This is a genomic window from Moraxella sp. CTOTU49803 (genome assembly GCF_032097965.1).
GTDB lineage: Bacteria > Pseudomonadota > Gammaproteobacteria > Pseudomonadales > Moraxellaceae > Faucicola > Faucicola tetraodonis.
On record NZ_DAMCJP010000007.1, the window covers coordinates 102650 to 121149 of the forward strand.

The following is an 18500-nucleotide window of genomic DNA, read 5'->3' on the forward strand; positions in this document are numbered from 1 at the left end:
ACACAAGATTATTTTTGCCAGTCGAGCCAATTTGATAGATTAGGCTACCTTAAAACTATGCTAAAATGGCTAAAATGCGGTAAGTGGTGACCAGTTAGGTTTGTCATTGACTACCCATTTTTGATGAATAAAATCAGTGAACCGAGGACGACATGAGTCAACTTGCTACCCCGATTGCCGATGCCGTGACAGCGCGTTTGCAAACGTTACAGCCCAGTGTCTATCAGCTAGAAAACGAGTCGATGCGCCATGCTGGCTATTTTGAAGGCAAAGAAACCCATTTTAAACTGACCATTGTCAGTGAGGCATTTGCAGGCAAACGCTTGTTACAGCGTCATCAGTTGGTATATGGACTTATCCATGCGTTACTGTCACAAGGCGGTGGGCAAATTCACGCGTTTTCAATTCATGCTTATACACAAGCAGAATGGCAAGCGGTTGGACAATCTCCCGAAAGTCCCAATTGCGCAGGACAAAACGCAGGGTAATATACAGATAAAAAAGAGTGTCAACATAAGCTAAAACCACAGACCTCTTGAGTTAATTTACGCTATATTATTATAAAAAAGGTTGATGTATGAAACACGCACATATGCTGATGGCATTGATTTTAATTGCCTTATTCTTGTGGCAAGCCGTGTTGGTATTTACCGCACCAAAAGGACAAGGCTTGCCAAAATCTGCCAAAATCGGCGCACACCTGATGTATGCCTTGGTGATTTTAACAGGCGCGGTGACGGCGATGCCATTGTTTGGCGCAGGTATAGTGCCGCACTGGTTGATTGCCAAGATGGTATTACTCATTGTTGCCATTTCGGCGACTGTCAAAGCCACGCGCCAGACGACTACGCCCAATCAAGCCAAAATAGGTATGTTGATTGCTTTTATTGCCTATATGGGTATTTTGACGCTGGCGTTTGTTAAACCGCTCAACCTATTTTAAGGCTAAAGCAGTGAACATAAGGGAGTAGGATAATGAAAAAATTAGCTATCTCAATACTTTTAGCGACGGCCGCCACGGCAGGTTTGACAGGGTGTATGACCACGCCTACCCCTGAATACGTATCCGCCAACAATTACCAAAGCTATGACTGTGTTGCGCTTGCCAATGAATACACGCGCGTCAATCAATACATTGATGCCAATGCCAATCAGCGCACGGGCTTGCAAGCTTCAGGTATCGGGATTGGTGTATCGGGCAATCGCCATGGTATTTATCCTACCGTGAGTGTCGGCTTAGGCTCAATCAATGGCGGCAACCGTCATAATCTATCGATTGCTATGGGACAACGAGATGCGATGGTACAAGCCGCTCGCTTAAAACAATGTCCCTTTGCTACCGGCATCAAACTCTATAGCGAAAAATAATTTATCCCATTTTACCCTGTTGAGTGTAGAACCCATCTTTCATAGTGAGATGGGTTTTTTTATGGTCAACCAAATCAGTGGCTGGCTTAGGGGTAGTAAGTGTCATTGAATACCTATTGAATATGTATCGAATATTTTTTTAGCTTAAAGATAATTTTTATTTCGATAAAGATTGTCTCGTTTTAGATTGACAAGTCCATAATTTATTGATTAATATGTCACATATTGATGGTTAAACACGGTAAAAATTTTAAAAAAATGAATTAAAATGCGTGTGAGAACAATACTTTAAGTCAAGGAATACTTGGGTATTAATCAGTGGGTAAAAATTTTTACTCAGGTAAACACGAAGTTTTCACTAGCTTTCGTCAATACCTTTAGTAAACCCCCCAAAAAAACGATAGAAAAACACGCTAAAAAACACGATAGTAAGGATGCTACCATGACCAAAGACGTGCTAACCCTGCCACGCATCGTAATGGGTGCGAAATCTGCCAACGCCCCGCTCACCCAAAGCTATGATAAAGGACCGGTCACGCCACTGATAGAATTGACCATTGGTGATTTTTTCGATCAGATGGTGGAACAACACCCCGATAAAGACGCCTTAATTTCCGCGCACCAAAACATTCGTCTCACCTACCGCGAACTACAGCGTAAAGTCAATCAGCTAGCCAGCAGCATGATTCGTATGGGTCTGCAAAAAGGCGATCGCGTGGGTATTTGGTCACACAACAACGTTGAATGGGTCATCATGCAATTGGCGACTGCCAAAGCCGGTATTATACTGGTCAACATTAACCCCGCTTATCGTATCTTTGAGCTTGAATACGCCATCAACAAAGTCGACTGCCAAGTGCTGGTATTGATGCGCCACTTCAGATCTAGCGACTATGCGGTGATGCTTCAAGAGCTTGCACCTGAAGCGCGTCACCAAAGCTACCAAAATTTAGAGCTCGTGCAATTACCCAATCTCAAACGGGTCATCTGGATTGACAGCCCAGAGTCCACTGAGGATTTTAGCTATATGCAAAAATTCTCAGCGTGGATTGCCGAAGGCGATGCCGATGATCCGGCAGTGGCGGAACGTGCCAAAAAACTTAACCCCAATAACCCCATCAATATCCAATTTACCAGTGGTACCACAGGCACGCCCAAAGGCGCGACGCTTACCCACCGCAACATTTTAAACAACGGTTATTTCATCGGTGAAGCCATGAACTTAACTGCCGATGACCGTTTGTGTATCCCTGTCCCGCTCTACCACTGCTTTGGCATGGTACTGGGCAACCTTGCCATTTTGACCCACGGTGGCACGATTGTGTATCCCAATGATGGCTTTGACCCCATCACCGTACTTGAAACCGTGCAAAAAGAACAATGTACAGGTCTGCATGGGGTACCGACCATGTTTATCGCCGAGCTTGACCACCCAGACTTTGCCAATTATGACTTATCGACTTTGCGTACCGGCATCATGGCAGGCTCAAGCTGTCCGATTGAGGTCATGCGCCGCGTGATTGACCAAATGCACATGAAAGAACTCACCATTGCCTATGGCATGACCGAAACATCGCCGGTATCTTGTCAAACCAACCAGCACACGCCACTTGAAAAACAAGTCTCAACCGTAGGTCTGGTACAGCCTAACCTAGAAGTCAAAATCGTCAACCCAGAAACGGGTGAAACGCTTGACATCGGTGAGACAGGTGAGCTGTGTACCAAAGGTTACTCAATCATGCTCGGCTATTGGAATGACACCAATAAAACGGCGGAAGCCATTGTCGATGGCTGGATGTATACCGGTGACTTGGCAACCATGGACGAAGAAGGCTATGTCAAAATCGTCGGACGTAGTAAAGACATGGTGATTCGTGGTGGTGAAAACATTTACCCTGTTGAAATCGAAAACTACCTATATCGCCACCCAAAAATCCGTGACGTCCAAATCGTGGGCGTACCCGACAAAAAATTTGGTGAAGTCCTCGCCGCTTGGATTATCCCCAAAAAAGACAGCAACTTAACCGAACAAGACATCCGTGATTTCTGTAAAGATCACATTGCACACTATAAAGTACCGACTTACATGAAGTTTGTCGACGAGTTCCCAATGACCGTCACGGGTAAAATTCAAAAATTCAAAATCGTGGAAGCGATGACACAAGAATTGGGACTCTAAATTTTCAACTTCAGCAAAAACTTAACATAAATACAGAGGGCATCTAATAGCAATTTAGCTGCACCCTTTGACAGAATTAGGATTTACAATGACGGTTATCCAAAGTAAATTAAGCCCAAATGGCGCGGAATTTCAAGCCAATGCCGCTGCCATGCAAACTATCGTTGATGACCTCAAAGCCAAACTTGCGGTCATTGCTCAGGGCGGTTCAGCGTCTGCTCGCGCCAAACATGTGGCTCGGGGTAAGCTATTGCCGCGTGAGCGTGTCGAGCGCTTGCTAGATGCCGGTACGCCATTTTTAGAAGTCTCACCGATGGCAGCGTATGGCATGTATGATGCCGATATCCCTGCTGCAGGCGTGATTGCTGGCATTGGTCGCGTCGCTGGCATTGATTGTATGATTGTGTGTAACGATGCCACCGTCAAAGGCGGCACTTACTACCCGATGACGGTCAAAAAACATTTACGGGCGCAAGAAATCGCGCGAGAAAACCGCTTGCCATGTATCTATTTGGTGGACTCTGGCGGTGCGAACTTACCCAACCAAGATGAAGTATTCCCAGATAAAGACCACTTTGGTCGTATCTTTTTTAACCAAGCCAATATGAGCGCCGAAGGCATACCCCAAATCGCCGTCGTCATGGGTAGCTGTACCGCAGGTGGTGCCTATGTGCCCGCCATGAGTGACGAGTCGATTATCGTCAAAGATCAAGGGACGATTTTTTTGGGCGGACCGCCGCTGGTCAAAGCTGCCACAGGTGAAGAAGTGACCGCGGAAGACTTAGGCGGTGGCGATGTGCATACCCGTCTGTCAGGCGTGGTTGACCACCTTGCCCAAAACGATTTGCACGCGTTATCACTGGCGCGCAACATCATCGGCAATTTAAACCAACAAAAAACACCCATCCACCACGCTACCGCGCAAAAAACCCCGCGCCCCCCCAAATACGATGCCAAAGAATTGTACGGTATCATCCCAACTGACACCCGTAAGCCCTTTGATATCCGTGAAGTCATCGCTCGCATTGTCGATGGCAGTGAGTTTGATGAGTTTAAAGCCCGTTTTGGCACGACGCTGGTGTGTGGTTTTGCCCATATTGAAGGTATGCCAGTGGGTATTATCGCTAACAACGGTATTTTATTTAGCGAATCAGCGCAAAAAGCTACCCATTTTATCGAGCTATGCTGCAAACGTAAAATTCCGCTGGTGTTTCTACAAAATATCACAGGCTTTATGGTCGGGCGCAAATACGAAAATGAAGGGATTGCCCGTCATGGTGCCAAAATGGTGATGGCGGTTGCCAATGCCAAAGTGCCGAAGTTTACCGTGATTGTCGGCGGCTCATTCGGTGCAGGCAACTACGGTATGTGTGGTCGTGCGTACAGTCCACGTTTCTTGTGGATGTGGCCGAATGCGCGTATCTCGGTGATGGGTGGCGAGCAAGCCGCGTCGGTATTAGCAACGGTCAAACGCAGCCAGTACCATGCCAAAGGTGAGCACTGGTCAAGCGAGGACGAGGAAGCGTTCAAAGCGCCAGTGCGTCAGCAATTTGATGAGCAAGGTCATCCGTATTATGCCTCGGCTAGACTGTGGGATGATGGGGTGATTGACCCAGCCGATACCCGAAAAGTATTGGCACTCGGCTTAAGTGCCGCTTATAACGCACCGATTGAAGACACCACTTTTGGTGTATTTAGAATGTAATTTTCAGCGTGTAAAATCAGAAGTCTTGGTTGTTTGTTCTGTCACCATTGAGCAAGTATCAAAAACGCTTCAACTTTACCCAACAAGAAAAAGGAAAAACACGATGAAATTACCGACTTATGACAGCCTACTGTTAGACATTGACCAGCACGTAGCGACCATTACCCTCAATCGCCCAGACAAACGCAATGCCTTTAATGACGATGTCATCCAAGAACTGACCGATGTGTTTCAATTTTGCGCTCAGCAAGACGAAGTGCGTGTGGTGGTATTGACTGCCAATGGCAAAGCCTTTTGTGCCGGGGCAGACCTAAACTGGATGCGCGCGATGGCGGATTATAGCCACGATGAAAACTTGGCAGACGCTGGCAAGCTTGCGCAAATGCTAGCCACCATCTACCACTGTCCAAAACCGACTGTCGCTGCCATTCAAGGCGATGTGTATGCCGGTGGTATGGGTCTAGTCGCGGCTTGTGATATCGCCATTAGCGTAAAAAACGCCAATTTTTGCTTAAGTGAAGTCAAACTTGGCTTGATTCCTGCGACCATTAGCCCGTATGTGATTCGTGCGATGGGTGCAAGAGCCGCACATCGGTACTTCTTAACCGCTGAAGTATTTGATGCCAAAGAAGCCAAAAAAATCGGTTTTATCCATGAGCGGGTGGATGAAGAAGAGTTTACACAAAGCCTTGATAACTTGGTCAAACACTTGGTTAATGCTAGCCCAAATGCTGTCAAAGTATGTAAAAAACTGGTGCAGGATGTGGCATTTGCGGAGATTAATGAGCAGTTAATCAAAGATACCGTTGCAGGCATTGCTGATATCCGCGCATCTGCCGAGGGTAAAGAAGGCGTACAGTCATTCTTGCAAAAACGTCAACCAAGCTGGCTTGAATGACGCAGGTAAAATAACTGAGGTAAAAAGCTGGATTTTATAAGCCAAATTTTATAAGTATGCCAAGTTAGATTCGCGGTGATGCGGTCTTGAAAAAATAAAAAGGGACGATTATGTTTTCAAAAATCTTAATAGCCAATCGGGGTGAGATTGCTTGCCGCGTGGCAGCCACCGCCAAAAAACTGGGCGTGCGTACCGTTGCGGTATATTCAGACGCTGACCGTTTTGCCAAGCACGTAGCCGTGTGTGATGAAGCCATTTATATAGGCGGTTCTGCGCCCAAAGACAGCTACCTGCGTTGGGAGCGTATCTTGGAGGCTGCCAAACAGACAGGCGCACAAGCGATTCACCCAGGCTACGGGTTTTTGAGTGAAAACGACGAATTTGCCCAAACGTGCGTGAATGCGGGTTTGGTGTTCATTGGCCCCCCAGCGTCTGCCATCACCGCGATGGGGCTTAAAGCCGAATCCAAACGCTTGATGGAAGCTGCCAATGTACCGCTCATTCCAGGGTATCATGGCACCAACCAAGACCCCGAATTTTTGCATAGCGAGGCCGACAAAATTGGCTACCCTGTGCTAATCAAAGCCAGCTCTGGTGGCGGCGGCAAAGGGATGCGGTTAGTTGAAAAAACCGAAGACTTTATTGATGCACTAGGCTCATGTCAACGTGAAGCCATTAGCAGCTTTGGCAATGACAGCGTATTGATCGAAAAATACGCCCTACGTCCGCGCCATATTGAAATTCAAGTCTTTGGCGACAGCCACGGCAACTATGTGTATTTATTTGAGCGTGATTGCTCGGTACAGCGCCGCCATCAAAAAGTGCTCGAAGAAGCCCCTGCCCCCGATGTCAGCGTGGCAATGCGGGAGGCGATGGGCGCAGCGGCGATAGCGGCGGCAAAAGCGGTCAATTATGTAGGGGCGGGTACGGTTGAATTTATCGTAGAGCAACGTGAGTGTTCACCCGAAGACAAATTTGGTGGTATGAATTTCTACTTTATGGAAATGAATACCCGCCTGCAAGTAGAACATCCCGTCACTGAAGCAATTACCGGTACTGACCTTGTCGAATGGCAACTGCGTGTTGCCAGCGGCGAGCCGTTACCAAAACAACAAGCAGACTTGACCATCAACGGTCATGCGATTGAAGCGCGTATCAATGCTGAAAACCCAGACAACAACTTTTTGCCCACCACAGGTACGCTAAATATTTACCGCACGCCAACGCACAGCGAGTTTAGTGTGTCAGATGTGCGCGTGGATGATGGGGTACGCGAAGGCGATGTCATCAGTCCTTACTATGACTCGATGATTGCCAAACTCATCGTCCATGCGCCAACCCGTGAGCAAGCGCTTGCCAAACTAGACCAAGCACTTGCAGAAACCCGTATTGTCGGTCTGCCCAACAACGTGGCGTTTTTGCGTCACGTGGTGCAATCAGATTCGTTCAAATACGCCAATCTTGATACAGCATTGATTGAACGTGAAAAAGACGTACTGTTTGGGCAGCAGCGTGGTGAGCTACCTTGGCTGGTAGCCACCGCGATTGTCAAAGAGCTTGCCCAAGAAGCGCAAATCCAAAACCACGACCCCTTTAGCAAAACCGATGCATGGCGCGCGTATAGCCAGTATGAGCGTCCGTTTGATTTGGTGTATCACGATAAGCCATTGCGGGCGGTTATCAGCCAAATTAACGAGCAAGCATTTCATCTAACGATTAACACCATTGCCAAAGCGGAAAAACAAGGCGAGGACGTTGTCACGCCCATCTATCAAGGCGATGTTCGTTATTTGCCCACTGCCGATGATACCTTCACGCTATGGCTAAATGACGGAGAAACAGCCGGCAAGCGCCAACAGATGCAGGCATGGCGACATAATGAGCAAGTATATGTGTTCTCAAATCATGCCAGTGATGTCATCACCTTGGTGGATAGCATGGCGCATGTGGGCGAGGAAGCCCAAGATGGCGGTAGCCTCAAATCACCCATGCCAGGTCAAGTGGTGGCGTTTCGGGTCAATGTGGGCGATGAAGTAAAAAAAGGTCAAGCCTTGGCAGTGATTGAAGCGATGAAAATTGAGCATACCATCAATGCCCCTAGTGATGGTACGGTGGCAGAGTTGCTGTTTAAAGCAGGGGATTTGGTATCCGATGGCGATGAGCTATTAAAACTTGATACGGGCAGCCAATCATGAACTATCCAAATTTTGTCAAAATCATCGACGTGGGCGCAAGAGACGGACTACAAAACGAAAAACAAACTGTGCCAAGCGACGTCAAAATCGAGTTGATTAACGGCTTGATTGATGCAGGGGTGCGCAAGCTTGAAGCCACCAGTTTTGTGTCGCCAAAGTGGGTACCACAAATGGCGGACAATGATGCCGTATTAAACGGCATTGTCAAACGCGATGACGTGGTCTATTCGGTGCTGACACCCAATATGAAAGGCTTTGATGCCGCCCTTGCCCACCGTGACCAATTTGCCAATTATGAGGTGGTGATTTTTGGCTCAGCGAGTGAAGCCTTTAGCCAAAAAAACATCAACTGTAGCATCGCTGAGAGCATTGAGCGTTTTGCCCCGGTGGCTTACGCCGCCAAAGCGCATGGCATCAAGGTGCGCGGTGTCATCTCTTGTACCATAGGCTGCCCGTACGAAGGCGAGATTCACCCCGATAAAGTCGCCTATGTGACAGAAAAACTCGTTGCCATTGGTGCTGAACATATTGGCATTGCTGACACCATCGGCGTGGGCACACCCATCAAGGTGCAAAAAGCGTTGGATGCTGCCTTACGTTATATTGATATTGACAATATCTCTGGGCATTTTCATGACACCTATGGTCAAGCACTTAGCAATACCTTAGCGGCATTACAAATGGGTGTATGGCAGTTTGATACCTCGGTGGCAGGGCTTGGCGGCTGTCCATATGCCAAAGGCGCAACCGGCAATGTTGCCACTGAAGATGTGGTATATCTGCTACATGGCATGGGTATTGAAACGGGCATTGACCTCGATAAACTGGTCGATGTTGGACAAAAAATCAGCGCGTTTTTGGGCAGGCAAAACGGCTCAAAGGTGGCAACAGCAATTTTAAATAAACGTAAAGCTCTAACAGTCAGTGAATAAACAAGGAATGACTATGAACTTAGGACTCGATTACCAACTTGGCGATGACATCAACGCCCTACGCGAAACCGTCAAAGCCTTTGCCCATGCTGAAATCGCCCCACGCGCTGCCGAACTTGACCGCACCGACCAATTCCCAATGGACTTGTGGCAAAAAATGGGTGAGCTTGGGCTACATGGCATCACCGTACCCGAAACCTACGGCGGCGTGGATATGGGCTATGTGGCGCACATGGTCGCCATGGAAGAAATCAGCCGCGCATCAGGCTCAGTGGCGCTAAGCTATGGCGCGCACTCCAACTTATGTATCAACCAAATCAAACGCAACGGTACAGACGCCCAAAAACAAAAATACTTGCCAAAACTCATCAGCGGTGAATTCATTGGTGCCTTGGCGATGAGTGAACCCGGTGCCGGCTCAGACGTGACCAGCATGAAACTACGTGCCGAAGACAAAGGTGGCGTATATGTATTAAACGGCTCAAAAATGTGGATTACCAATGGACCTGATGCCGATGTGATGGTGGTGTACGCCAAAACCAACCCAGAGCTTGGGGCAAAAGGTATCACCGCGTTTTTGGTAGAAAAAGGCATGAAAGGCTTTTACACCGCGCAAAAACTCGACAAACTCGGTATGCGCGGCAGTCACACAGGCGAGATGGTGTTTGACAATGTCGAAGTGCCAAGCGACAACATCTTGGGCGGGCTAAATAATGGTGTCAAAGTCTTGATGAGTGGCTTAGACTACGAGCGTGCGGTACTGGCTGCAGGTCCTATCGGGCTGATGCAAGCGGTAATGGACAATGTCATTCCCTATATCCACGACCGCAAGCAATTTGGTCAAGCCATCGGTGAATTCCAGTTGATTCAAGGTAAAGTGGCGGACATGTATACCACGTTACAGGCAGGGCGTAGCTTTCTTTACACCGTGGGCAAAAACTTGGATATGTTAGGCTCAGACCATGTGCGCCAAGTACGCAAAGACTGCGCCAGCGTAATTTTGTGGACAGCGGAAAAAGCCACTTGGATGGCAGGAGAAGGTATCCAAATCTTTGGCGGCAATGGCTATACCAACGAGTACCCACTGGGTCGTATTTGGCGTGATGCCAAGCTATATGAGATTGGCGCAGGTACTAGCGAAGTACGGCGCATGCTGATTGGTCGTGAGCTGTTCAACGAAACCGCTTAGCTTAATTGATTAGGTTAGCTTTATCAGCACAAGCCCTAGCTAAAACTAGGGCTTTCTTATTAGATTGTCAAAATAGGTTGTCAAAATCCGCCTGATCAGCTGTGCGCTATGTTAAGGTTGATTGTAAAATCGCTTGGTATTGTGCCGGTTTGAGACGGGGTCCGAACTGCTGAATAATTTGGCTTGCGACGCTACTGGCTAATTTGCCACAATCTGCCAACGCATGACCTTGCGATAGCGCGTATAAAAAACTTCCCGCAAAATTATCCCCTGCGCCATTGGTATCTAGCACTTGATCAACGACTAGCGATGCCACGTCAATCAATTTTGTTTCACGTGAAATATCGTCTCGCACGGCAATGATTGACCCTGCTGCGCCATTGGTCACCACTGCGATATTGGCAACTGACAATAACGCTGCTGCCGCTTGCGAATGACTGGTTTGGTTGGTAAATAGCTGGGCTTCATCACAGTTACAAAACACCGCATCCACGCCACCTTCTAGCATCGCATCAAGTCCTTCACGACCAAACTTGACCACGGCAGGGTCGGCAAAACTGACTGCGATTTTAGCCCCTTTGTCTTTGGCTTGTTGTTTTAGCTGGGCAATGGCCTGTTGTACCGAGGTTGACATGGCAAGATAACCTTCAAGATACAACCAATCAGCATCATTGAGCGCATCAAACTCAATATCGGTTTCGCTGATTTCTGCTGAAGTGCCCAAATGCGTTTGCATGGTGCGCTCGCCATCTGGTGTCACCATCACCATACAACTGCCTGTAGTACCATCAGCAAATGACTTGGTAGACGTCTTGATACCTGCGGCATTTAAATCCGCCAAATAAAAACGCCCTGCCTCGTCTTCACCGACTCGGCAAGCGTAAAAAGTATCGCCGCCAAGGCTTGCTGCGGCATAAATACTGTTGGCAGCCGAGCCGCCGCCGGCTTGTTTGGTCGCGGTGATGTTTTGCGTGGTGAGCGAGGCGATGAGGTCAGCTTGCTCACTGTGACTGGCTAGGGTCATGTTACCTTTGGTCAGGCCTGTGGCGTTAAGCTGTGCATCGGTGACGACAAATTCACTGTCAACTAACGCGTTGCCGATGGCGACGATTTTTGCCATTGTGGTTCCTTTTTAACGATTTTGGAAAAAATAGATGAGTTAAATTCAACGTGGTGTCATTGTAAATTAAAACCGTCAAAGTTAATATCTGAAAATTGGCTGACACGGGCAAATGAGTGGCGCTGTGTTATCTGTGGTATCTGTGTTTTTTTGCCTTTATAAAGCAGGTTTTGACCCCATTTAACTCAAAATAAATCCGACAAAACTGCTATACTTTCTGTTTTTTTACAGTTGGTTTTGCTGATAAATTCTGACAAATATTATGATGACACACAGGTAACTTCATGCCCGCAACTTCTCACGACTCTGCTTTAGATTTGACCCTACACCCTGATTTTACCCTACGCTCACATGAGCGCATCGATGCGTTATCGCTTGATGTGCTGGTGAGCGAACATAACGCCACAGGCTTAATCCACTATCATCTTGCCCACCCGAGTGATGAAAATGCCTTTATGATTGGCTTTCGCACCCAGCCGATGACCGACCGTGGTGAGGCGCATATTTTGGAGCATACCAGTCTATGTGGCTCTGAAAAATACCCCGTGCGCGACCCGTTTTTTAGCATGATTAAGCGCTCGCTCAATACTTTTATGAATGCGTTTACTGCGGCAGATTGGACGGCGTATCCGTTTGCCACCCAAAACCGTCAAGATTATTTTAACTTGTTGTCGGTGTATTTAGATGCGACATTTTTCCCAAGTTTAAATCCGCTCGATTTTGCCCAAGAAGGGATTCGCGTAGAGCTTGATAATGACGGCAAACCACAATATAAGGGCATTGTGTTTAATGAAATGAAAGGCGCGATGAGTGGCGAGATTGACCAGTTGTATCATACGTTAGCGCGTCATTTATTCCCCACAACCACTTATCACTACAATTCTGGCGGTGAGCCTGCTGCCATTACCGAGCTGACTCACGCTGATTTGGTCAAGTTTCATCAAAGTCACTATCACCCAAGCAATGCGGTGGTGATGAGCTTTGGCAATATCCCTGTAGCAGAGACCCAAGCCCGTATCCATGAGGATGCATTGGCGGTGGCAGGCAAAGCGTTTGCTAAAGGGCAAAAACACGCCTCACGACTCGAAAAATCATTGACCGCGCCAATCAGTGTGACGGACACTTACAGTGTCGATACGGTGAAACCCAAACAAACCCATCACGTCATGGCATGGTTATTACCATCGATTTTAGACGGTAAGCAGCGCCTGGCTATGCGATTACTTGAAGGCGTATTGGTTGAACATGCAGGTTCGCCGCTGCGGGCGTATCTCGATAGCCATCCGCTGGCATCTGCCCCGACGCCGCTACTGGGCTTGGATGACAGCCATTATCAGATGGTGTTTTATGCGGGTGTCCGTGGCTCTGAGCCTGAGCATGGCGATGCCATTGAGCAAGGGATTTTGGACTTACTCAAGCAAGTGGCAGACCAGCCGGTAGACAGTGAAGCGATTGAAACCATTTTGCACCAAATCGAAATCGACCAACGTCATATCGGTGGCGATAGTATGCCATATGGTCTAAATTTGATGCTTGAAGGCTTTAGTACTGCTATCCACGATGGTGACCCCATGCATGTGTGGGATATCGATGAAAACCTAAACTGGCTACGTGAGCAAGTGCAAAACCCTGATTTTATCGCCAATTTGATTCGCAGCTTTTTGCTCGACAATCCGCATCGCGTGCGCTTGACACTCATCCCTGATGCGAGCAAATCTGAGCAACAAGCCAAGGATGAACAAGCCAAACTTGACACCATTGAAGCGGCACTGACCGATGACACGCGTAATGCGCTCATCAGCCAAGCCAAAGCCCTTGCCGAACGCCAAGCTACGCCTGATGATGTGGATTTGCTACCCAAAGTGGGATTGGCGGATATTCCTGCCCAAATTCAATTTAAAACAGGTACAAAACGTGATATCACCCTAAGTGGTCTGTCAAGTACGTTGTATGAATATGAAGCAGGCACCAATGGTCTGTACTATTACCAAGTGATTATACCCCTAGAGGGTCATGAAGCGCTCATCAATCACCCAGATTTACCAACGTATCTGAGCTTGATCAGCGAAGTGGGCACGCGCAAACACGATGCTTTGGCATTTCAAGCGCGGCAAGCACGTCATTCAAGCGGTGTGACTGTCAGAATCAGCCAGCGCACGTCACCTGATAATCCCGAAAAAATGGATAGCTTCTTGGTGGTCGCTACCCGCTCATTGTCACGTAAATTTGAAGCGATTGAGCTGCTTAAAGAAGTGCTCAACGACACTATTTTTACTGAATATGCGCGGATGGAAGAGCTACTGACCCAAAAACAAATGGGCTGGCAATCGCGACTTGCCAATGCAGGTCATGCGTATGCCATGCAAACAGCGAGCCGTAACACCAGTAAAATCGCCCGTCTTGAATATGTACGCGGTGGTTTGCCTGCATTAAATAGCTTAACTGAATTTTTGCAGCAAGCGGAGCAAGATAGCAGTGCATGGCAAAAGCTCGGAGAGCGCTTAGCCAGTTTGCATAGCTACATCAAAGCCTTGCCAAAACAAGCGCTTATCATCGCCGAAGCAGAGATATTACCGACGCTACAGCAAGCGATTAGTGAGAGCTGGCAAGCGCCTGTTGACGAGCCTACCGCTACCTTAATCGAATCGCCCATTACCACTGACGGTCGCGATATCGCGTGGCTTGCACAAACCAATGTATTTCATCATGCGCTTGTCTTTGATGCGGTGCCGACCAACCATCCCGATGCCCCTGCCTTGATGGTGCTGTCAAGCGTGCTACGCAACAACTATCTGCATCGTACCATTCGTGAGCAAGGCGGCGCGTATGGCGGCGGCGCCAGCTATGATAGTAACGCTTGCTCTTTCAAGTTTTATAGCTACCGTGACCCGCGTGACCAAGCCACGTTTGATGATTTTTTGGGTAGTATTGATTGGTTACTCGCGCAAACTACAGGCGAAAAAACCGATGCTTGGATTGAAGAAGCGATTTTAGGATTGATGGCAGGCATGGATAAGCCCGCAAGCCCGGCGGGTGAAGCGGTCAAGGCGCTGTTTGCTGAGTTACATGGTCGCGGCAAAGACTGGCAACAAGCAATGCGTGCCAAAATCTTGGCGGTCAGCCTTGATGACTTACAGCGGGTGACAACCACCTACCTCAAAGACAAGCCTTACACACGCGCAAGCCTTGCGCCGTTTGATAAAGCTGAACTCATGCAAAAAATGGGTTTTAAAGTGGAAAAGGTGATTTAATAATTTAAGTAGTGATACCATGTTAAATGGTAATATCATTGTAGGTCGGGTTAGTCCGTCTTTTATGGCGTAACCCGACAACTTCAAGGGTGACAGTCGTGTTATGCTGTCGCTAACACGACCTACAACGATATATTGAATTTTGTTTTATTACTTAATTATGGACAATTAGGCTAGATAATTCTCGCCTAGTTTGTTTTTATATACACTCGATTAAATTCATCAATCAAAACAGGCAATGCTTGTTGGTAATAATGTAACCAAGCCTGTTTAGCATTGCTACCCCCATAATTGTTAATAAAACCATCACATAGCGATTTTTCAATTAACGGTTCATTGATAAAATTCTCGTCAAGGCGATTAACTGCGGTAATGACTTCAAGTGTAGCCAATGCCTTTTTATCCAATTTTTCAAAATTATCTTGCCATTGATGCGTTTGAGCCAAATCGCTTTGTATCGTTGGAAAAATTGCTAATAAATTATCTTTTACAAACTGAACTTTATCAGCATAATCAGATGAAATTTTAGAGCAGCGGTGATAAAAATAGCCTGTGGCAGATACCGCAAAATTGGATAAAATAATTTGTTGGTCTAAAGAAGCAACTTGTGATTTATCAATCGGTTTTTCAAAATATGAATTGACAAGAATTTTTTCAATGTCAGAATTTTTTGACTCTGCATGACATGTCAAACCCATAAACAACATAAGTGCTAATATTAATTTTTTCATGATTAACATCACTTAATTCTAAACCACTACCAACTCAATTTTACCCAGTCCGTCAATTTGCGCCAGTATGGTATCGCCTTTGACCACCGCACCGACGCCCGCTGGCGTGCCTGTAAAAATCAAATCCCCTGCTTTGAGCTCAAAAAACTCAGATAAATTGGCAATGGTCTCTGCCACATTCCAGATTAACTGATTGATATTGCCTTGTTGTCTAGGCTCGCCATTCACCGCCAGTGAAATATTCGCTTGTTGTATCTCAGCAACGCTGGCAATAGGATAAATTTCGCCAATGGGTGCCGAATAGTCAAACGCCTTGCCAATCTCCCACGGGCGACCCGATTTTTTCATTTCGTTTTGCAAGTCGCGGCGCGTCATGTCGAGCCCCACGGCATAGCCAAAAATCAAGTTATGTGCCTGTGCTACACTCACATTAGCGCCCTCTTTGCCAATCGCAACCACCAATTCTACTTCATAATGTAGCGCTTGCGTTTTAGTTGGATAAGGCAATTGGGCAACGCTATCGGGTCGAACTGCAATAATCGACTCACTGTCACCGGCTTTACAAAAGAAAAATGGCGGCTCACGGTCTGGATCACTGCCCATTTCTCGGGCGTGGTCGGCATAGTTGCGCCCCACGCAATACACGCGGCGGACAGGAAAGGTTTGCTCAGATTGATGGATGGGCAGTGCCACCACTTGGCTGGGTGGAAAAATCGTATTCATGGTGATTCTACTTGGGTGGTTGGGTTATCAGATGATAGCTGGGTGATGGCGATATCAGTGACACGTTGGTCAGCGGCTAAATTGCTAGCAGGTTGCCACGCTTGCAAAAACTTATCATGGCGCAGGCTATTGTCTTGATTGGTGAACGATTGCAGATAGTCTCGGGTGGTGGATTCCCATTGCTCACTTTGCTCAGCTGAAAATTGTCCCGTGAGTCGTTGGTAGCGCAAAAAAATCAGCCAAGTATTGAGCACATCACTTTCACAATAAGTGGTGAGCTTGTCCCATGCTTCTGCTTGCACCATCGGCACCACATCATAGCCGTCCAACGCTTGCTTGCCTGCAAAGCCGCATAAGGATGCAACGACATCGAGTTTTTGCGACGTGCTATTCATGGCAAGTTTTACCATCAAATCGGTATGACGGTCATGATAGCGGTTAATATAGTTGTTGTATCTCATCTCACCGGTTTGGCTAAACAGCTTGGGGGCAGTCAAGCCATGCTGCAACGCCCGATACACCATGACGGGTATATCAAAGCCCTTGCCATTCCAGCTCACCAACAACGGATTTTTTTCAATGGCATTAAAAAAGGTTTGAATCATTTGCGCTTCGCTATGGTCAGCCAGCGACAGCGATTTGAGGGTCATTTTGCCGCCCGCGACCCACAACACCGAAAGACAAGCGATTTGGTGCAAGGGCAGGGGCATAAAAGGATGCCCAACATCTTGCTCACGCAGTGCCATAAGCTTGGTCATGGCATCGTTATCCGATAACCCAGCCAACTCAGGGTATAGCCGCTTGCCTGTGGCAACATCGGGTATGGTTTCGATATCAAATACTAAAATCGGCGCTGGCGTAGCCATAATACTTCCTTGTTAGTTTCTGCTTTCTGCTTTAGGTTATTAGGTATTAAGCGTCATCTTTAACACCAAACAACCCTGTTGATAGATAACGATCGCCACGGTCACAGACGATAAATGCAATCACCGCATCCGGGTGTTCTTTAGCGATTTGGTACGCTGCCCACGCCGCACCACCTGATGATACCCCCGCAAAAATCCCTTCTTCGCGGGCAAGCTTACGCATAAACACTTCCGCATCGTGCTGATCGATGTCCATCACCCTATCCACCAAACTTGGCTCAAAAATCTTTGGCAAATAAGCGGCTGGCCATCTACGAATTCCTGCGATATTAGCACCTTCAGCGGGCTGTAAACCGATAATTTGCACGTTTGGGTTTTGTTCTTTTAGGTATTTGGACACGCCCATGATGGTGCCTGTGGTCCCCATTGAGCTAATAAAGTGGGTAATCGTGCCATTGGTTTGCTGCCAAATCTCAGGACCTGTGGTCAGATAATGCGCTTGTTTGTTGTCAGGGTTGTTAAACTGATCGAGTACGATGCCTTTACCTTCTGCCTGCATTTGCTGGGCAAGGTCACGTGCCGACTCCATGTTATCGACTTCAATCAATGTCGCCCCATACGCTGCCATAGCGTCTTTACGCTCTTGGGTAGAGTTGCTAGGCATAATCAGCGTCATGGCATAGCCGCGCATTGCCGCGACCATGGCAAGGGCGATGCCTGTATTGCCACTGGTGGCCTCAATGATGGTGTCGCCTGGCTTGATAGTGCCACGCCTTTCCGCTTGATAAAACATGTTATAGGCAGGGCGGTCTTTCACTGAGCCCGCTGGATTGTTGCCTTCAAGTTTGGCAAGCAGTGTGGCTGTACCTTGGTCGGTTTGCGGTGCAAATCGCGCCAGCTTGACCAGTGGTGTATGTCCAATGCAGTCATTGAGCGTGCTGGTTTCAGTGATGAAATTATTGTGGGTCATAAGACAACCTTAGTTTTTGGCCATGAACTTTTGATAATACGAGTTTTGAGTAGACGAAATTTAGTATAGCTTATAGATTAGCTAGCGTTGATTAGTTTTTTTAACAGTAAATTTTTTGGATTGCGCGCGTAGTTTAGCAAAATTCGTATCACCCGTCAGTGGCGAATCATGATTATTGTGCCAGTCATTTTTCCACCGCTACCCCATCTGATTTTATCTCGATTTTTTACTGGGGTATAGACTTGTCAAAAATTTACTTGCGACAAAAACCCCAGCGACACAAGCAAAATTGGCTAAAATCCTATAAAATGAAACGCTATACCCCAAAACCCTGATAAAAAATCTGATGCCTAAATTAGGCTGATGCAAGGCT

Annotated in this window: 15 protein-coding genes; 10 read left to right on the forward strand and 5 right to left on the reverse strand. The window is 47.3% G+C overall.

The annotated features are described in order from the left end of the window. Positions 1 to 152: 152 nt before the first annotated feature. The 9 genes from RT422_RS08795 (at position 153) to RT422_RS08835 (ending at position 10466) form a co-directional block, all read left to right on the forward strand. A complete protein-coding gene (locus RT422_RS08795; protein ID WP_284034896.1) occupies positions 153 to 488 on the forward strand; it encodes a BolA family protein in 336 nt (111 codons plus the stop codon). Between the two features lie 89 nt (positions 489 to 577). Continuing rightward, entirely contained in the window at positions 578 to 943 is a 366-nt protein-coding gene (locus RT422_RS08800) for a SirB2 family protein (protein ID WP_076775523.1), read from the forward strand. A gap of 32 nt (positions 944 to 975) precedes the next feature. Next, positions 976 to 1368 carry a hypothetical protein gene (locus tag RT422_RS08805; RefSeq protein ID WP_198510440.1) on the forward strand — a complete coding sequence of 131 codons (393 nt, stop codon included), beginning with the start codon at positions 976 to 978 and terminating at the stop codon, positions 1366 to 1368. A gap of 442 nt (positions 1369 to 1810) precedes the next feature. Next, the gene (locus tag RT422_RS08810; RefSeq protein ID WP_100274279.1) at positions 1811 to 3547 is read left to right on the forward strand and encodes an AMP-binding protein; all 1737 of its coding nucleotides are present in this window, start codon (positions 1811 to 1813) and stop codon (positions 3545 to 3547) included. 88 nt (positions 3548 to 3635) lie between these two features. Then, positions 3636 to 5252 carry a carboxyl transferase domain-containing protein gene (locus RT422_RS08815; protein WP_050325262.1) on the forward strand — a complete coding sequence of 539 codons (1617 nt, stop codon included), beginning with the start codon at positions 3636 to 3638 and terminating at the stop codon, positions 5250 to 5252. A gap of 103 nt (positions 5253 to 5355) precedes the next feature. Beyond that, positions 5356 to 6150, forward strand: coding sequence for an enoyl-CoA hydratase/isomerase family protein (locus tag RT422_RS08820; RefSeq protein WP_313421997.1), 795 nt, complete (start codon positions 5356 to 5358; stop codon positions 6148 to 6150). A 110-nt stretch (positions 6151 to 6260) separates the two neighbouring features. After that, positions 6261 to 8345, forward strand: coding sequence for an acetyl/propionyl/methylcrotonyl-CoA carboxylase subunit alpha (locus tag RT422_RS08825; protein WP_313421998.1), 2085 nt, complete (start codon positions 6261 to 6263; stop codon positions 8343 to 8345). Next, positions 8342 to 9277, forward strand: coding sequence for a hydroxymethylglutaryl-CoA lyase (locus RT422_RS08830; protein WP_313421999.1), 936 nt, complete (start codon positions 8342 to 8344; stop codon positions 9275 to 9277). Before RT422_RS08825 ends, RT422_RS08830 begins: the two co-directional genes overlap by 4 nt. A 13-nt stretch (positions 9278 to 9290) precedes the next feature. Beyond that, positions 9291 to 10466, forward strand: a complete 1176-nt coding sequence (locus RT422_RS08835) for an isovaleryl-CoA dehydrogenase (RefSeq protein ID WP_313422000.1) — start codon at positions 9291 to 9293, stop codon at positions 10464 to 10466. Positions 10467 to 10572: 106 nt separating this feature from the next. Here the strand turns inward: RT422_RS08835 and RT422_RS08840 are convergent, their stop codons facing one another. Further along, positions 10573 to 11586, reverse strand: a complete 1014-nt coding sequence (locus tag RT422_RS08840; protein WP_313422001.1) for an adenosine kinase — start codon at positions 11584 to 11586, stop codon at positions 10573 to 10575. A gap of 284 nt (positions 11587 to 11870) precedes the next feature. Between RT422_RS08840 and RT422_RS08845 the strand changes: the two genes are divergently transcribed. Then, entirely contained in the window at positions 11871 to 14837 is a 2967-nt protein-coding gene (locus RT422_RS08845; protein ID WP_313422002.1) for an insulinase family protein, read from the forward strand. A 188-nt stretch (positions 14838 to 15025) separates the two neighbouring features. Here RT422_RS08845 and RT422_RS08850 read toward each other — a convergent pair whose 3' ends face one another. From RT422_RS08850 to cysM, 4 genes are read right to left on the reverse strand one after another with little or no spacing between them, the layout of a single operon-like run. Continuing rightward, positions 15026 to 15568 carry a hypothetical protein gene (locus RT422_RS08850; protein ID WP_286130675.1) on the reverse strand — a complete coding sequence of 181 codons (543 nt, stop codon included), beginning with the start codon at positions 15566 to 15568 and terminating at the stop codon, positions 15026 to 15028. Positions 15569 to 15586: 18 nt separating this feature from the next. Then, positions 15587 to 16291: a fumarylacetoacetate hydrolase family protein gene (locus RT422_RS08855; RefSeq protein WP_313422003.1), complete on the reverse strand. Its 705-nt coding sequence runs from the start codon at positions 16289 to 16291 to the stop codon at positions 15587 to 15589. Next, positions 16288 to 17157: a 3'-5' exonuclease gene (locus RT422_RS08860; RefSeq protein ID WP_313422004.1), complete on the reverse strand. Its 870-nt coding sequence runs from the start codon at positions 17155 to 17157 to the stop codon at positions 16288 to 16290. Before RT422_RS08860 ends, RT422_RS08855 begins: the two co-directional genes overlap by 4 nt. A 46-nt stretch (positions 17158 to 17203) precedes the next feature. Continuing rightward, positions 17204 to 18127 (reverse strand): cysteine synthase CysM, encoded by a 924-nt coding sequence (gene cysM, locus RT422_RS08865; RefSeq protein WP_138018196.1) that lies wholly within the window; start codon positions 18125 to 18127, stop codon positions 17204 to 17206. Positions 18128 to 18500 lie beyond the last annotated feature (373 nt).

What these genes read in the sequence shown, in the direction of transcription:
- RT422_RS08795 (WP_284034896.1), top strand. Translation starts at nt 153, where the DNA reads ATGAGTCAACTTGCTACCCCGATTGCCGATGCCGTGACAGCGCGTTTG.
- RT422_RS08800 (WP_076775523.1), top strand. Translation starts at nt 578, where the DNA reads ATGAAACACGCACATATGCTGATGGCATTGATTTTAATTGCCTTATTC.
- RT422_RS08805 (WP_198510440.1), top strand. Translation starts at nt 976, where the DNA reads ATGAAAAAATTAGCTATCTCAATACTTTTAGCGACGGCCGCCACGGCA.
- RT422_RS08810 (WP_100274279.1), top strand. Translation starts at nt 1,811, where the DNA reads ATGACCAAAGACGTGCTAACCCTGCCACGCATCGTAATGGGTGCGAAA.
- RT422_RS08815 (WP_050325262.1), top strand. Translation starts at nt 3,636, where the DNA reads ATGACGGTTATCCAAAGTAAATTAAGCCCAAATGGCGCGGAATTTCAA.
- RT422_RS08820 (WP_313421997.1), top strand. Translation starts at nt 5,356, where the DNA reads ATGAAATTACCGACTTATGACAGCCTACTGTTAGACATTGACCAGCAC.
- RT422_RS08825 (WP_313421998.1), top strand. Translation starts at nt 6,261, where the DNA reads ATGTTTTCAAAAATCTTAATAGCCAATCGGGGTGAGATTGCTTGCCGC.
- RT422_RS08830 (WP_313421999.1), top strand. Translation starts at nt 8,342, where the DNA reads ATGAACTATCCAAATTTTGTCAAAATCATCGACGTGGGCGCAAGAGAC.
- RT422_RS08835 (WP_313422000.1), top strand. Translation starts at nt 9,291, where the DNA reads ATGAACTTAGGACTCGATTACCAACTTGGCGATGACATCAACGCCCTA.
- RT422_RS08840 (WP_313422001.1), bottom strand. Translation starts at nt 11,586, where the DNA reads ATGGCAAAAATCGTCGCCATCGGCAACGCGTTAGTTGACAGTGAATTT.
- RT422_RS08845 (WP_313422002.1), top strand. Translation starts at nt 11,871, where the DNA reads ATGCCCGCAACTTCTCACGACTCTGCTTTAGATTTGACCCTACACCCT.
- RT422_RS08850 (WP_286130675.1), bottom strand. Translation starts at nt 15,568, where the DNA reads ATGAAAAAATTAATATTAGCACTTATGTTGTTTATGGGTTTGACATGT.
- RT422_RS08855 (WP_313422003.1), bottom strand. Translation starts at nt 16,291, where the DNA reads ATGAATACGATTTTTCCACCCAGCCAAGTGGTGGCACTGCCCATCCAT.
- RT422_RS08860 (WP_313422004.1), bottom strand. Translation starts at nt 17,157, where the DNA reads ATGGCTACGCCAGCGCCGATTTTAGTATTTGATATCGAAACCATACCC.
- cysM (WP_138018196.1), bottom strand. Translation starts at nt 18,127, where the DNA reads ATGACCCACAATAATTTCATCACTGAAACCAGCACGCTCAATGACTGC.